Source organism: Dokdonella ginsengisoli (genome assembly GCF_042652785.1).
In the GTDB taxonomy this organism is placed as follows: domain Bacteria; phylum Pseudomonadota; class Gammaproteobacteria; order Xanthomonadales; family Rhodanobacteraceae; genus Dokdonella_A; species Dokdonella_A ginsengisoli.
Map to the genome: position 1 here is coordinate 623,044 of NZ_JBHSHD010000007.1, position 15,117 is coordinate 638,160.

The window sequence follows — 15,117 nt, forward strand, 5'->3', positions numbered from 1 at the left end:
CGGGCATCTTCATACGATCGTTTGATCCCGCCAGGCAGCCCGCATGCGCTACCCGCACCTGTTCGCCCCGCTCGACCTCGGCCACCTCACCCTGCCCAACCGCGTGCTGATGGGCTCGATGCACACCGGCCTGGAAGATCGCGCAAGCGACTACGACAAGCTCGCCGCGTACTTCGCCGAACGCGCGCGCGGCGGCGTCGGGCTGATGGTCACCGGCGGTATCGCGCCGAGCGTCGAGGGCTGGCTGGCGCCGTTCGGCGGCCGCCTGTCGATGCCGTGGCACGTCGCGCGGCACCGCAAGGTCACGCGCGCCGTGCACGCCGAGGGCGGCCGCATCTGCCTGCAGATCCTGCACGGCGGGCGCTACTCCTACCATCCGCTGTCGGTGGCGCCGTCGAAGATCAAGTCGCCGATCACGCCGTTCACGCCGCGCGCGCTCTCCGCGCGCGGCGTCGAGCGCACCGTCGGCGATTTCGTCGACTGCGCACGCAAGGCGCAGGACGCCGGCTACGACGGCGTCGAGGTGATGGGCTCGGAGGGATATCTGATTAACCAGTTCCTGGTCGAGCGCACCAACCGGCGCGAGGATGACTGGGGCGGCTCGGTGGAGAAGCGCCAGCGCTTCCCGGTCGAGATCGTGCGGCGCATGCGCGAGGCGGTCGGGCGCGAATTCCTCATCGTCTACCGGCTGTCGATGCTCGACCTGGTCGAGCGCGGCCAGAGCTGGGAGGAGATCGTGCAGCTGGCGAAGAAGATCGAAGCGGCCGGCGCGTCGATCCTCAACACCGGCATCGGCTGGCACGAGGCGCGCATTCCCACCATCGTGACCAGCGTGCCGCGTGCCGGCTTCAGCTGGGTCACGCGCCGCATGAAGGCGGAGGTGCGCATCCCGCTGATCACCACCAACCGCATCAACGCGCCGGACGTCGCCGAGCGGATTCTCAGCTACGGCGATGCCGACATGGTCTCGATGGCGCGGCCGCTGCTCGCCGACGCGGACTGGGTGCGCAAGGCGCGCGAGGATCGCGCCGACGACATCAACACCTGCATCGCCTGCAACCAGGCCTGCCTCGACCACGTGTTCGAGAAGCGGCGCGCCAGCTGCATGGTGAATCCGCGCGCCTGCCACGAGACCGAGCTGGTGATCCGGCCGGCGGCGGCGGGCAAGCGCGTCGCGGTCGTCGGCGCCGGACCGGCCGGCCTCGCCTGCGCTACCACCGCGGCCGAGCGCGGCCACCGCGTGACGCTGTTCGAGCAGGCCGGTGAAATCGGCGGCCAGTTCAACCTCGCCAAGCGCATTCCCGGCAAGGAGGAGTTCCACGAGACCTTGCGCTACTTCGGCCGGCGCATCGAGCAGACCGGCGTCGACCTGCGCCTGGCGACGCTCGCCACGCCGGAACGGCTGCGCGAGGGCGGATTCGACGAGATCGTGTTCGCCACCGGCGTGCACCCGCGCGCGGTGAGCTTTCCCGGCAGCGAGCGCGCCAACGTCGTCGGCTACCTCGACGTGCTGCGCGGGAACGCCGCCGTCGGCGCGCGCGTGGCGATCATCGGTGCCGGCGGCATCGGCTTCGACGTCGCTGAATTCCTCGTCGAGCCCGCGCCCTCGCCGACCACCGACCTCGCGCGCTGGACGCGCGAATGGGGCGTGGACACCACGCTCGCCGCGCGCGGCGGCCTCGCAGGACCTGCGCCGGAAGCGCCGGCGCGGCAGGTGTGGCTGCTGCAGCGCACGCCGGGCAAGCCCGGCCGGCGCCTCAACAAGACCACCGGCTGGGTGCATCGCGCGACGCTCGCCGCCAAGCGCGTGACCATGCTCGGCGGCGTCGCCTACGAGCGCCTCGACGACGAGGGACTGCACATCCGCATCGGCGAGGAAGCGCGCGTGCTGCCGGTCGACACGGTGGTGATCTGCGCCGGCCAGGAATCCAACCACGCCCTGCAGGCCGAGTTCGCCGGCGCCGGCGCCGCCGCGGCCACGCATCTGATCGGCGGCGCCGACGTGGCTTCCGAGCTCGACGCCAAGCGCGCGATCGCGCAGGGGACCCGGCTGGCCTGCGCGCTCTAGGCGTGCGGCGGGACCGCGAGGCGGGCGCCTGCCGCCCCCGCATCACCGCTTCTTACATCGGCCTGAGGACGGGCGGTGTAACGGAATCACAGTCCGTTCATAACGAATCTCGAGTGCCAATCTAACGCCTGCCCTGCGCAGTGACGCTAGCGTGACCGCGGACGAAGCCGCGTCGAATCGGCGCTGCGACGAACCTTCGGCCCGTCGCCGTCCGAGTATCGCGTTTCTTCGGCGGCGAGCGCGTCTGGACGGACGCTTCGCCTTCACTCGACCAGGAGTTGTTTCTCCATGCCTTCGAAAAACCATTGGGCGCTGCTGGCGGCCGCGCTCGCCACTGCCACCAGCGCGACCGCCGCGCCGCCGGATTGGGTGACCGCCACGCTCGACGCCCCCTGCGACGTCACCGACATCGACTTCTCCGACTCCCGCAACGGCTTCGCCACCTGCGCCTTCAGCGACGTCATGACCAGCGAGGACGGCGGCCTCAATTGGCACGTCATCCACACCGACCTGCAGCAGAGCCTGCTGTGGGCGCATGCCGAGAGCGCCGACGTGCTGTACGCAGCGCGGCTGGGCTTCTATCGCAGCGCCGACCGCGGCCAGACCTGGACCGAAGTGGGCGCCCTGAGCGGCATCCAGAACTCGGTGTTCGACGCGCACTTCTTCGACGCGCAGCGGATTTCGCTGCTGAAGGGCTCCGACCTGTACTACAGCCAGGACGGCGGACAGAACTGGAACCTGGTCTATCCGGCGGAGTTCAGCGTCTACTTCAGCAAGCTCAACTTCCCCACCGGCGAGACCGGCTTCGCCACCGGCGGCATCAGCAGCGAGGCCGGCACGCACGGCAACGTGGCCCGCACCACCGACGGCGGGCAGAACTGGACCCTGCTGCCGTTCAAGTACGGCCGCATCTACGCCGCCGACTTCTTCGACGCCACGCACGGCATCGTCGCCACGCAGGACATGAACCTCTACGTCACCACGGACGGCGGCGACACCTGGAAAGTGCTCGGCGCGACGCCGAACGGCGACCTGCTGCTGGACATCGCCCATCGCGACGCCACGCACTGGTACGCCGTATCCAGCAACGGCGCCCTGTACGAGACGCGCGATGCCGGCACGACCTGGAGCACCGGCTACCAGGATCCGGACAACAACCCGCTGGTGTCGTTGAGCATCCGCAGCGGCGCCGTGGTCGCCGGCGGCAACGAAGGCGTCGTGCTGTATGAGAACCGCCTCTTCAACGACGGCTTCGACTGATCCGCCGCGGGCGGAAACCGGCGCCGCCGGACATCGTACGGCCCGGCGGCATGGTCGGCCCGAATGTGCGCCGCCGTTGCGGCGCCCGCTCCGTTTCGCCCACGCAGGTCGGCGAAAGACGAGCCGGTGAAAGAAAAAGGTTGACGGACAGCCTGCCGATCAGAATAATCCCGCGCCTTCGCCGAGGCGGCGGCGTCCAGTGCTATACTGTTCGGCCGCACGCAGCGGACAAGCGAAACATGCGCCCGTAGCTCAGCTGGATAGAGCACCAGGCTACGAACTTGGTGGTCGGGAGTTCGAATCTCTCCGGGCGCGCCATACGCAAAGCGAAAAGGCCGGCGGTTCTCCGCCGGCCTTTTTGTTTGCCCGCACGGCGGCATTGCGTCGCTCCGGTTCGCGCGGCGCAACGCCTATACTTGCCCGATGATCTCCTTCCGACAGCAAGGTCGCCTCTCGGCGACCGGATTGATCCTGATCGCCGCGGTCGCGGCCGCGCTCGGGCTGTGGCTCGGCCTGCGCCAGCTGCAGGCGCCGGCGCTTCCTTCGCTCGACGCTGCCGTGCTCTATCCGGCGCCGCGCGCGCTGCCGGATTTCCGCCTGACGCGCAGCGACGGCAATGCGCTGACCCTGGCCGACTGGAAGGGCCACTGGACCGTCGCGTTCTTCGGCTTCACCAACTGCCCGGACGTCTGCCCGACCACGCTGACGACGTTCAAGCAGGTGCACAAGCAGCTCGGCGACGCCGGCGTCGCCGACCGCGTGCGCTTCGACTTCATCTCGGTCGATCCGCAACGCGACACGCCGGAACTGCTGGCGCGTTACGTCGGCTACTTCAGCAAGGACTTCGTCGCCGCCACCGGCCCCGACGAAGCGCTGCTGCCGCTGACCCGCGCCCTCGGCATGGTCTACGCGCGCGGCGAGCCGAAGGACGGCACCTACTCCGTCGATCACAGCGCCTCGGCCGTGCTGGTCGATCCGGCCGGGCGCCAGGTCGGCCTGTTCCGGCCGCCGTTCGAGGCGGCCAGGATGGCCGCAGACCTGGAGAAACTCGCCCGGACCGGCGGCCGCTGATCCGCGATGAGCCTCGCCGTTCTGCTGCAGCATCTCGCGCCGCACAAGCTGCTCTCCGGCATCGTGCGCCGGGCCACGCGCTGGACCTGGGCGCCGTGGAAGAACTTCCTGATCGGCCGCATCGTGCGCAGCTACCGCGTCGACCTCGCCGAAGCGGAAAACCCCGACCCGGCCTCGTACGCGCATTTCAATGCGTTCTTCACGCGCGCGCTGAAAGCCGGCGCGCGCCCGCTGGCGGACGACGCCGAGGCGATCCTCTGCCCGGCCGACGGCCGCATCAGCCAGTCCGGCGCGATCAGCGAAGGGCGCATCCTGCAGGCCAAGGGCCGCCACTACAGCGCCGCCGAACTGCTCGGCGACGCCCAGGCCGCCGACGTCTACGCGCGCGGCGGCTTCCTGACCGTGTACCTGTCGCCGCGCGACTACCATCGCCTGCACATGCCGCTCGACGGCGAACTGGTCGCCACCACGCACGTTCCGGGACGGCTGTTCAGCGTCGCGCCGTTCGCGGTCGAGGGCATCGACCGCCTGTTCGCGCGCAACGAACGCCTGGTCTGCCACTTCCGCCACGAGCACGGGCCGTTCGCGGTCGTGCTGGTCGGCGCGATGCTGGTTTCAGGCATCCAGACCGTCTGGGGTGACATCGAAGTGCCACCGTACGCGCGCAAGATCACCCACCGCGACTACCGCGGACGCGGCATCCGCCTTGCGCGCGGCGCCGAATTGGGCCGCTTCGACATGGGCTCGACCGTGATCGTGCTGATCCCCGCCGGCCTCGGCGCGTTCGATCCGGCGCTGCAGCCGGAGCAGGCCGTGCGAATGGGCACCGCCGTCGGGCGCCTGAGCCGCGGTCAAAATGTGACGTCTCTAGACAAAATGTGACGTACTGGACGGGCTTCCCACCGTCGAAAACATTAGCATTGCGTAAATCCGGACCCGCTCCGGAAATCGATCCAGGGATGGGCGATACGGAGGATCGATGCAATTCGTAACCCGCATGATCGCGTTGACCCGCGCAATCCAGCTGCGCCGGCAATACCGCGAGATCAACAAGGCTCTGGAACAGTTTCCGGTGAACGTGCGGCGCCAGCTCGCCGCGATCGCCCTGCGCGAGTTCGCCAACGCGTCCAAGAGCGAATTCCCGCACCTGTACGCGACGCCGCCGGAGGACAAGTACCGCGCCTGGGGCAGCGGCACGGACATCGGCCTGGAACGCCTGCGCTCGGACAACCTGCAGGTGCGCCTGCGCGGCGCCGCGCTGTGGCTGGCGGTGGCCTATCACGAGACGAAGGACTCGCCGTTCGGCGAGCAGCAGGACCTGCACCGTCAGCTGATGCGTTCGCTGCGTTCGCTGAAGGAGACCATCCCGGCCTCCGAACTCGACCGCTGGATGATCGACGACGCGGAAGCGGCCTGAGCCGCTCCGCCGCTTCACCCCGCCCGGCGCGCGCTCAGCGCGCGGCGCACGTGAGCTTGAGCACCTGTCCCGGCTTGATCGTGTAGTGCGGCCCGCGCAGGCCGTTCGCCACGGCGATCTGCTTGCTGCTGCAACCCGAGCGGCCCGCGATGCGCGCCAGCGTGTCGCCCTTGCGCACGGTCACGGTCTTGGGCCCCTTCGGCTTCGACGGCTCCGCCGCGCGCGCCAGTGCCACCGGCGGCGGCGCCGGCACCACGGCCGAATGCAGTTCCGCGGCGAGCTCGGGCCAGCGCCCCTGCGCGCAATCGCGCTCGTAGACCTTCTCCAGCTGCAGCGGCACCGCGAGCTTCGCACCGGCCGGCTCCGGCCGCTGCGGATCGAGCTGCGGATTGAGGTTGCGCAGCGTGCGGAACCAGCCGTCGTGCGCGCCGTTGTCCTGCCCCAGGCAGATGGTCAGCTCGGCGATCGAGGCCGGACGCTTGAGCGTGATGCTGCCCGGATGCGCGGCGAGTTTAGGGAATTCGAGGTTGTAGCGCTCCGGGTGCATGAACAGCCACGCCGCGGCGAGGACCATCGGCACATACTCGCGCGTCTCCTGCGACACGCCGTAGTAGATCTGCGGGTCCCAGAAGCTCAGCGCGCTGGCACCGCGGCCGGCGCGGCGCTGCATGGCGCCTTCACCGCCGTTGTAGGCGCCGATCACCAGCTCGAGGTTATTGTTGAAGATCGCCAGCTGCTCGTTGACGTAGGCCGCGTTGGCGCGCGCCGACAGCTTCGGGTCGAAGCGCTGGTCGAAGCCGTCGACGGTGCTCAGGCCGAAGCGCAGGCCGGTGGCATACATGAACTGCAGCGGCCCCGACGCGCCCGAGCGCGACACCGCGTGCACCTTGCCGCCCGATTCCTTCGCCATCATGCCGAACAGCAGCGCCTCGGGCAGGCCGGCCTTCTCGTACTCCGGCCACATCTGCGAACGCATGTACTGGTAGTTCTCGTACGCGGTCATCAGGTTCGGCCGGTACTGCGTCAGCCATTCCTCCAGCGACGCCTTGACCGGGCCGTTGAGGGCGATGATGTCGCTCAGTTCGCGCCCCTTGAGCAGGGTGATCGAACGGCCGAGCTGCGGCAGCTGCGCCACCGCCGGCGAACTCGCGCCGGGCTCGACCGGTTCTTCCGTGGCCGGTCCGTCGCCGCCGTCCTCGCTGCCCTCATCCGCGGGGCCGCCGATGCCCTGGCGCAGCAGCGCGTCGAAGCCGGCGACGAAGCGCTGCTGGTCGCAGCCGGCCAGCGCCGCGCAGTTCGTCGCGGCCGCGCGCAGGTCGTCCAGCGCGGCCTTCATTTCCTCCTGCGCCTTGGCGGTGTCGCCCGAGCGCGCGAGATCCAGGCCGTCGGCGTAGCGGCGGCTGTCGCGGTCCAGGCGCGCGTACAGCGCGTTGACGGCGGTGTCGTCGACCTTGGCCGCGCCGGGCTTGCGCGCTTGCGGCGCGCCGGCGCAGGCGGCAAGGCCGAGCAGGCTCGCGGTCAGGAGTACGCGGGAAAGACCGGGCATCGAGGGCGGATCCGTTCACGAAGTCGGCCGCACGTTACCCGCTGATCCGCGCAGCGGCAACCGCCACGGGGCGGCAGCCACGCGCGCTGCCACCCCGTGGCGCGATCGTCAGCGCTTCGCGCCGCCGTCGAAACCGTCGCGGAAGATCACATCGCCCGACAGCACCGCCTTCTCCGCGTCGATGAAGCCGAAGCCGTCGAGGCGGCTCCAGCCGTGGCCGATCTCGTTGCGGATCACGCCGGAGAACGTGCCGCCCGAGGTGGTGGTGCCGCTGAACGCCATGCCGTCCTGCACGACGGTGCCGCCGGGCAGGAACACGCCGCCGCCGAACAGGTCGGAACGGTAGTTGGCCGTGGTCGTGCCGGGGCCGATCGTGCCGCCGTTGCCGGTGGCCGACGAATGCTGCGCGCCGCGACCGACGGTGAAGCGCATCGACTTGCCGTCACCGAACTGGCCCGGCGTGAAGCCGATCGTCATCGTCCAGAAATGCGTGCTGCCGTTCGACGGCGCGCCGGCGAGATTGCTGAAGCCGGTGAACGGCGCGACGCTGGCCGGAGCCTGGATGTCGCCCGGCGCCAGGCCGACCAGGGCGCCGAGCTGGAACGCGATCGTCGCCGGCTCGAACACCAGGCCGGGGAAGTCGTTTTCGAAATAGGTGACCTGCCCCGCCCCTGCATCGAGCACGCCGTTGTTGCCGCCGGTCACGTTGCCGGCGGTGGCCGCGGTGCCGGCCGGATTGAAGGTGATGCTGGCGATCGATCCCGCTCCGGCGTAGCTCAGTTCGAACGAATCGGGATCGTTGCCGCCGGTCTGCTTGTTGGACTCCTCGTCGGAGCGGATCGTCAGCGTCACGGTGCCGCCGTCGCTGGTCGTCGCCGTGCCGGCGGCGAACATCGGATCGAGATCGTGCGGGAAGGTGTTCTGCTGCAGGATCGTGCGCAGTTCCTCCGGCGTGACCGAACGCGGTCCGCCGCGCGACTGCAGCACCAGCGCGGCGATCGCCGCGGCGTGCGGCGCCGCCGCGCTGGTGCCGCCGAAGTTCGGATTGGTGTCCGGATCGGAGGAAGTCTCGCCGCTGAAGAACGAGGTGTTCGCCTGGCTAGCCGCGGCGATGCGCGGCACCTGGCGGATCTCCGGCTCGGCCAGGCGGTTGGACTCGTGGTCGAACAGGATCGTGGCCGGGCCCGGCGAGGTGTAGTAGTCCGGCGCGTTCGGGCGGAACACGCTGTAGGCGGCGGTGCCGTTGCAGCCCTTCGCGGTGGCGTGGCCCTTGGTGGTGGTCGTGTTGTAGGCGAAGTACTCGGCCGGGCCGAAGCCGGAACCGCCGTTGCCGCGCGCGATCCAGCGCACGCGCGTGGGCAGCTGCGCATCGGCCGGCGTGTTGGAGCGAGCGATCAGGAACTGCATCTGCGTCTGTCCCGCGGGCGACTTGATCACGCCCAGTTCGACCGGCCGGTTGTTGGCGATGTTGTTGGTGGTCAGCGAGGCGGCCGGGATGTAGGCGCCGGTGTCGGCGCGGAAGGCGAGCAGGTTGACGTCGGTGGTCACGCCGGCGACGCCCTGTCCGGTGTTGATCGTGAAGGTGAAGTCGCCGGCCGTGGCCTCGAAACGCTCGACCTTGACCGAATAGTCGCCGGTGGTCGGCGGGCGGAACAGCACCACCTCGTCCGAGCCGGTGTCCTGGTGGACGAGCACGTTGCCGCCGGAATCGATCACCGAGACGATGCCGTCGAGGTCGCCGCTGGTCGCGGTCTCCTTGATCACGTACAGCGTGCCCTGCACGAACGTCGGCAGCGGCGGCGTGCTGGTCTGGTCGAAGGTCACCGACGGGACGCCGGCGCTGATCGTGCCGCTGGTGGTGTAGATCGGCGGCTCGACCAGCTGCGGCTCGCGCTGGTCGTAGGGATCGTCCCACTGGATCTCGAAGCCCTGCGAGGACTGCACGCTAGACGGATAGTTGACCAGCTGCGCGACGTCGAGCTGGCCGGCCTGCGGATCGAAGTTGTGGAAGCCGCCGGCGTACAGCTCCGGCGGCACGCCGGTGAGATCGATGTTGGTGCCGGCCAGCGCGGTGTTGGTCGCCGCGGTGTTGCCGCTGCCGTTGGCGACCCAGCGCAGCGGCGATTCGTAGGCGTTGATGCCGATGTTGTTGCCGGCGGAGGAGAAGTACATGACGCCGGCGGCGGCGACCTCGTCGATCGCGCCGCCGATGATGGTCTCGCCGAAGTACGGCTCGCCGCCGTAGCTGATGTCGTCGACGATCACGTCGGCGGCGAAGCCGGCGATGCCCTCGTGGCCCGGCAGGTTCGCCAGCTGGCGGATGCTCTGGGCGAATTCGACCTCGCCGAGCGAACCGCTGGCGAAGCCGAGCCGCGCGCGCGGCGCCATCTTGTGCAGGATCTGCACCATCGCGCGCCCTTCGTCGGTGCCGCCCGACGGACGCTCGACCAGCACTTCGACCGGCTGCGAATTGATCGCGTTGCCCGCGCCGGGCAGGTCGCCGTTGGCGACGTCCTCGGCCGCGGTCGGCGACGTCGTCACGCGGGCGAAGCTGTCGGAGATCGCCGCGATGGTCATGCCGGTACCGCCGAAGTCGACCGCCGCGCCCGGGTCGTAGAGCCGGTTGATGCGGTCGATGCGGTGTTGGGTCACGCCCTGGTCGAACGCGGTGCCGATCTTGCTCAGCGTGGCGCCCGCAACGGCCTGGATGCCGAGGGCGTCGGCGATGGACTCCGGCTGCTGCGGCTGGATCGATTCGACCTGCGGCTGCAGGCCGAGAAACACCGCGCGCACGCCGGCGGTCTTGGCCAGCGCGGGAACGTCGTCGAGGGCGACGTAGCCTTCGAGGATGCCGACACCGCGATACCCGCGGTCGACCGCGGTGAGGCTCAGCGACGCCGCGCGCGCGCCGAGGGCACCTGCGACGGTGTCGACGTCGACGTAGCCGTCGAGCGTGATGTCGACCAGGATGCGTCCGCTGGCGGCGTCGGTGATGGCCTGCGCGGCGTAGCCGGCGGCCTGTTCGGCGAGCGCCTCGGACGAGGCGGCGATGCGGCCGCGCGCGGCCAGGTCGTGTTCGACCAGCTTCTCCAGGCCGTAGCCGAGATTGGCCGGAACGCCGCCGGCGGCGTGCGCCGCGCCGGCAAAAAAGACGAGCGCCGCGAGCGCCGGCGCGCTGCGGCGCGCATGCGTGAATGACATAGAATCGGTCCTCCCCGAATTGCCGTTTTCGCACGGCCGCCCGCAGGGTAGGGTCGGCGGCCAATTGCGCACAATGGTGACTGGACGTCGCCGGCCGAACGTCCAGCGGCCTAGAATCGGCGCACCATTTTCCGGAGCGAGTCCATGAGCGAGATCCTGATCGGCAAGGGCGACGAGGAAGTCTTCCTGCTGCCCAAGTACGCCAACCGCCACGGCATGGTCGCCGGCGCCACCGGCACCGGAAAATCCGTCTCGCTGATGCTGCTCGCCGAAGGCTTCTCCAAGCTCGGCGTGCCGGTGTTCCTGGCCGACGTCAAGGGCGATCTCGCCGGCCTGTCGCAGGCCGGCGCGATGAACGACAAGCTCAAGGCACGCATCGACAAGCTCGGCCTGGACTGGAAGCCGAACGCGAACCCGGTGGTGTTCTGGGACATCTACGGCAAGTCCGGCCATCCGGTGCGCACGACCGTGTCGGAGATGGGCCCGACCCTGCTGGCGCGCCTGCTCGAACTCAACGACACGCAGTCGGGCGTGCTGGAGATCGTGTTCAAGGCGGCCGACGACGAGGGACTGCTGCTGCTCGACCTCAAGGACCTGCGCGCGATCCTGACCTACGCCACCGAGAACGCGAAGGACATCTCCAAGCAGTACGGCCTGATCTCGCCGACGTCGGTGGCGGCGATCCAGCGCGCCCTGCTCTCGCTCGAGCAGGCCGGCGGCGATGCGTTCTTCGGCGAGCCGGCGCTGGAACTGGCCGACTTCATGCGCCAGGACATGTCCGGCCGCGGCGTGGTCAACATCCTCGCCGCCGACCAGCTGATCCTCAAGCCGAAGCTGTACACGACCTTCCTGCTGTGGATGCTGTCGGAGCTGTTCGAGACCCTGCCCGAGGTCGGCGACCTCGACCAGCCCAAGCTGGTGTTCTTCTTCGACGAGGCGCACCTGCTGTTCGACGACGCGCCGCCGGCGCTGCGCCAGCGCGTCGAGCAGGTCGTGCGCCTGATCCGCTCCAAGGGCGTGGGCGTCTACTTCTGCTCGCAGAATCCGGACGACCTGCCCGACGTGATCCTCGGCCAGATGGGCAACCGCATCCAACACGCGCTGCGCGCGTTCACGCCGCGCGACCAGAAGGCGGTCAAGGCGGCGGCGGAAACCTTCGCGCCGAATCCGAAGATCAAGGTCGCCGAGGTGATCTCGCAGCTGGGCGTCGGCGAGGCGCTGGTGTCGACCCTGCAGGAAGGCGGCGTGCCGCTGCCGGTCGAACGCGTGCTGATCGCCTCGCCGGGCTGCCGCATCGGCACCGTCACCGACGCCGAGCGCAGCGCGGTGCGTTCGCGCTCGCCGATCGGCGGCAAGTACGACACGCCGGTCGATCGCGAGTCCGCGTTCGAGAAGCTCGCCGCGCGCGCACAGGCCGCGCCCGCCGACGACGACGGCGCCGCGAAGACCAAGGGCGGCGCCGCGACGGCCGAAGCCGAGGCCGGCTGGATGGGCGCGGCCAAGGACATGCTGTTCGGCACCAAGCGGCGCCAGGGCATGGTCGAGACGATGGCCAAGTCGGTCGTGCGCAACGCCGGCGGCCAGCTCGGCCGCGCCCTGCTGCGCGGCGTGCTCGGCTCGCTCTCCAAGCGCTGATCCAACCGACCGCGCCGCCGCGGCGGCGCCAATCCCGTCCCTCCGCAAGAAAGACCCGATGAGCCACACGCCGATCGTTCCGTTCTGGAACCGCCTGCGCGAGATCTCGCTGTACCCGCTGCACGCCGACGCGATGCTGACCATCTGCGTGCTCGCGCTGTGCCATCTGGTGGCGTACCTGCCGCTCGGCCGCTTCCTCGACCTGCTGGTCTGGGTCGCGATGTACAAGTACGCCTTCGAATGCCTGCGCGCGTCGGCGAACGGACGGCTGACGCCGCCGGAAGGCAGCATCGGCGTGGAGGACAGCACCGGCTGGAGCCAGATCTGGCTGCAGTTCCTGTTCATCGTCGCCGCGATCGCCGGCTTCGTGCTGCTCGGCCCCGGCGGCGGCTTCGCCGTGCTCCTGCTGCTCGGCCTGTGCTGGCCGGCGGCGGTGATGTCGCTGGCGATGGACCAGAACCTGCTGCACGCGCTCAATCCCGCCACCTGGCTGGCGATCCTCGGGCGGCTGGGCTGGCCCTACGTCGCCGTCGTGCTGCTGTACTTCGTGTTCTTCGCCAGCCAGCTCTACGCGCAGGCGTTCGCGATGCAGGTGCTTCCCGGCTTCCTCGCGATCGTGCTGGTCGGCGCGATCTCGCATTACGTGATCGTCGCGACGTTCCACCTGATGGGCTATCTGATCTACCAGTACCACGAGGAGGTCGGCTACGAGCCCGAACAGGCGCCCGCGCCGCTGCGCCGTGCCACGGCCGATCCCGACCAGGAAACGCTGGACGAGGCGGCCCGGCTGGTGCGCGACGGCGACCCGGACGGCGCGCGCGAATGCGTCGCGCAGCAGCTGCGCTCGCGCGGCGGCACCGAGGCGCTGCACGCGCAGTACCGCAAGCTGCTCGCGCTCGGCGGGCAGCGCGAAGAACAACTGCGCCACGGCCGCGAATGGATCACGCTGCTGCTGTCACAGGACAAGGACCGGCGCGCCGTCGACGTGGCGCGCGAGTGCCTCGATCTCGACCCGGCGTTCCAGCCGTCCTCGCCCGACGAGATCGCGCGCATCGCGCAGAAGGCCGTCGATGCCGGCAACACGCAGGTCGCGCTGAAGCTGCTGTCGGGGTTCGGCAAGCGCTATCCCAAGCACCGCGACATCCCGCAGAACTACCTGCTGGCGGCCAAGCTGCTGGCCGAACGCATGGGCCGCGACGCCGAGGCGCGCACCTTGCTCGATCAGCTCGCCAAGGCGTATCCGCAGCATCCGCTCGCCGCCGACATCGCGGCGTACCGCGATTTCCTCGCCAAACTCGCTCCGGCGCCCGCGCCGGCACCGAGCCGCTGAGTCGCTACGCGAAATCCGCCAGCAGCAGGCGCGCCTTGCCGCCTTCCTCGCTCGCCGGCCAGGCGGCGAAGAGCTTCTCCAGCAACGCGCGCGCGGGCGCGGATTCGCCGCGCTCGCGCAGGTCGCGCGCCACGCCCAGGCAGGCCGCACGCAGCCCCGGCGTGGCCGGCGCGCGACCGATCCATTCCGCCAGATGCGCGGCCGCCTCCGCGCCGGCACCGACCGCCGGCCAGCGCCGCAGCAGCGCGATCGCCTGCATCGGACTGAGCGGCGACGGCTTCGCGCCGGCCTTGAGGCAGTCCTCGTAGACTGCCTTCTGCTCGCGCACCTCGGCGCCATCGCGCGGTGCCAGCGACAGCACCGCGCGCGCCGCCTCGGACAGCCGCGGCATGCCCGGCTCCGTGCGCGCGCAGCGGTACAGCGCGGCGCGCACCTGGAAATCGTCCGGCTGCGCTTCGAGCAGGGGTTCGAGCAGGGCCCGCGCCGCCGGAATGCGCAGATGCCCCAGATGCTCGCGCGCCTGGGCGAGCGCGACCTCGCGCTGCGCACGCGCGTCGGCGACGACGTCCTCGTCGAGAAAATCGCGCCGTTCCCAGTGCAGCGCGCGCACGCCGAGTGCGAGCAGCGCGCCGACGACGATGCCGCCCGCGTGCGCGTCGAAGCCGACGTGCGCGCCCTCGTTCCAGAACAGGTTGAGCAGTTCCCAGCCGAGCCAGATCGGCAGCAGCACCAGCGCCGGCGCCTTCACGTAGTCGAACGCGACGAAGAACCACCAGAAGAAGCGCACCTTGCGTGTCCCCCACAGCACGCAGTAGGCGCCCATCAGCGCCGCGATCGCGCCCGAGGCGCCGAGCGCGGCGCCGGTCTCGCCCCAGCGCCAGGCCAGGCTCAATGCCGCGCTGCCCAGGCCGCCGAGCAGGTACAGCGCGAGGAACGCGCCGTGGCCGAGCGCGCCTTCGACGAGCAGGCCGAGCACGGCGAGGAACAGCATGTTGCCGATCAGGTGCCCGGCGCCGCCATGCAGGAACATCGCGCCGAACATGCGGCGCGGGTCGAATTCGGAGAAGCGGATCATCCAGCGCTCGGTGAACGCCGCGTCCCAGCGGCGATCGAACTCGGCGCGGCGTTCGCGCCACGCCTCGCGCTGCTGTGCATCGGGCGCGATCAGTCCGCCCGTGCGCAGCTCGGCGAGGAAGGCGGCGTCGGATTGCAGCACCTGCGTCGCCAAGCCCGCGTCGACATCGGCGAAGCGCTCGAACAGCGCCTGCCGCCGCCCGTCGTCGCCGTGCGCCTCGAGCCACTGGCGATACGCCGGAAATTCCCACTGCGCCAGATCCTGCTGCGCGTAGTAGTCGAGCGCATCCGCACGCACGCGCGCGTCGCCCGACTGCAGGAAGGCGAACACGAACACGTTGGCCAGGATCAGCGCCAGAGTGACCCAGGGCATGTTGGCCCAGGTCGGCGCGCGATGCAGCGGTACGATCAGCAAGCCGTCCCTCCCCTACCCCTGCGCGATTCTAGCTCGCGCCGCGGCGTTGACGCGCTGCGCATGCGCCGATAGCTTTCCCGGTCCTTCCGCTGCCACGCAT

Annotated in this window: 10 protein-coding genes and 1 tRNA gene; 8 read left to right on the top strand and 3 right to left on the bottom strand. The window is 70.1% G+C overall.

All coding sequences use genetic code 11. From position 1 onward, the window contains the following. Window positions 1–43: 43 nt before the first annotated feature. The 6 genes from ACFO6Q_RS10310 to ACFO6Q_RS10335 all read left to right on the top strand — a co-directional run bounded on the left by ACFO6Q_RS10310 (window position 44) and on the right by ACFO6Q_RS10335 (window position 5,816). Window positions 44–2,068 carry an FAD-dependent oxidoreductase gene (locus ACFO6Q_RS10310; RefSeq protein ID WP_380020660.1) on the top strand — a complete coding sequence of 675 codons (2,025 nt, stop codon included), beginning with the start codon at window positions 44–46 and terminating at the stop codon, window positions 2,066–2,068. 288 nt (window positions 2,069–2,356) lie between these two features. Then, window positions 2,357–3,328, top strand: a complete 972-nt coding sequence (locus ACFO6Q_RS10315; protein ID WP_380020662.1) for a WD40/YVTN/BNR-like repeat-containing protein — start codon at window positions 2,357–2,359, stop codon at window positions 3,326–3,328. Window positions 3,329–3,569: 241 nt separating this feature from the next. Next, a tRNA-Arg gene (locus ACFO6Q_RS10320) sits at window positions 3,570–3,646 on the top strand. Between the two features lie 147 nt (window positions 3,647–3,793). Further along, window positions 3,794–4,399 (top strand): SCO family protein, encoded by a 606-nt coding sequence (locus tag ACFO6Q_RS10325; RefSeq protein WP_380020664.1) that lies wholly within the window; start codon window positions 3,794–3,796, stop codon window positions 4,397–4,399. Window positions 4,400–4,405: 6 nt separating this feature from the next. Next, entirely contained in the window at window positions 4,406–5,281 is an 876-nt protein-coding gene (gene asd, locus ACFO6Q_RS10330; RefSeq protein WP_380020666.1) for an archaetidylserine decarboxylase, read from the top strand. A gap of 97 nt (window positions 5,282–5,378) precedes the next feature. Continuing rightward, window positions 5,379–5,816: a hypothetical protein gene (locus ACFO6Q_RS10335; protein ID WP_380020668.1), complete on the top strand. Its 438-nt coding sequence runs from the start codon at window positions 5,379–5,381 to the stop codon at window positions 5,814–5,816. Window positions 5,817–5,850: 34 nt separating this feature from the next. Here the strand turns inward: ACFO6Q_RS10335 and ACFO6Q_RS10340 are convergent, their stop codons facing one another. Then, window positions 5,851–7,362, bottom strand: a complete 1,512-nt coding sequence (locus ACFO6Q_RS10340) for a transglycosylase SLT domain-containing protein (RefSeq protein WP_380020669.1) — start codon at window positions 7,360–7,362, stop codon at window positions 5,851–5,853. Between the two features lie 108 nt (window positions 7,363–7,470). After that, complete coding sequence (locus ACFO6Q_RS10345) at window positions 7,471–10,563, bottom strand: S8 family serine peptidase (RefSeq protein ID WP_380020671.1); 3,093 nt, start codon at window positions 10,561–10,563, stop codon at window positions 7,471–7,473. A gap of 144 nt (window positions 10,564–10,707) precedes the next feature. Between ACFO6Q_RS10345 and ACFO6Q_RS10350 the strand changes: the two genes are divergently transcribed. Both ACFO6Q_RS10350 and ACFO6Q_RS10355 read left to right on the top strand, forming a co-directional pair. Then, window positions 10,708–12,198, top strand: coding sequence for a helicase HerA-like domain-containing protein (locus ACFO6Q_RS10350; protein WP_380020672.1), 1,491 nt, complete (start codon window positions 10,708–10,710; stop codon window positions 12,196–12,198). Window positions 12,199–12,256: 58 nt separating this feature from the next. After that, on the top strand, window positions 12,257–13,528 hold the full coding sequence (locus tag ACFO6Q_RS10355) for a tetratricopeptide repeat protein (RefSeq protein WP_380020674.1): 1,272 nt from the start codon (window positions 12,257–12,259) through the stop codon (window positions 13,526–13,528). Window positions 13,529–13,532: 4 nt separating this feature from the next. Here the strand turns inward: ACFO6Q_RS10355 and ACFO6Q_RS10360 are convergent, their stop codons facing one another. Continuing rightward, window positions 13,533–15,017, bottom strand: a complete 1,485-nt coding sequence (locus ACFO6Q_RS10360) for a rhomboid family intramembrane serine protease (RefSeq protein ID WP_380020675.1) — start codon at window positions 15,015–15,017, stop codon at window positions 13,533–13,535. Between the last annotated feature and the right edge of the window lie 100 nt (window positions 15,018–15,117).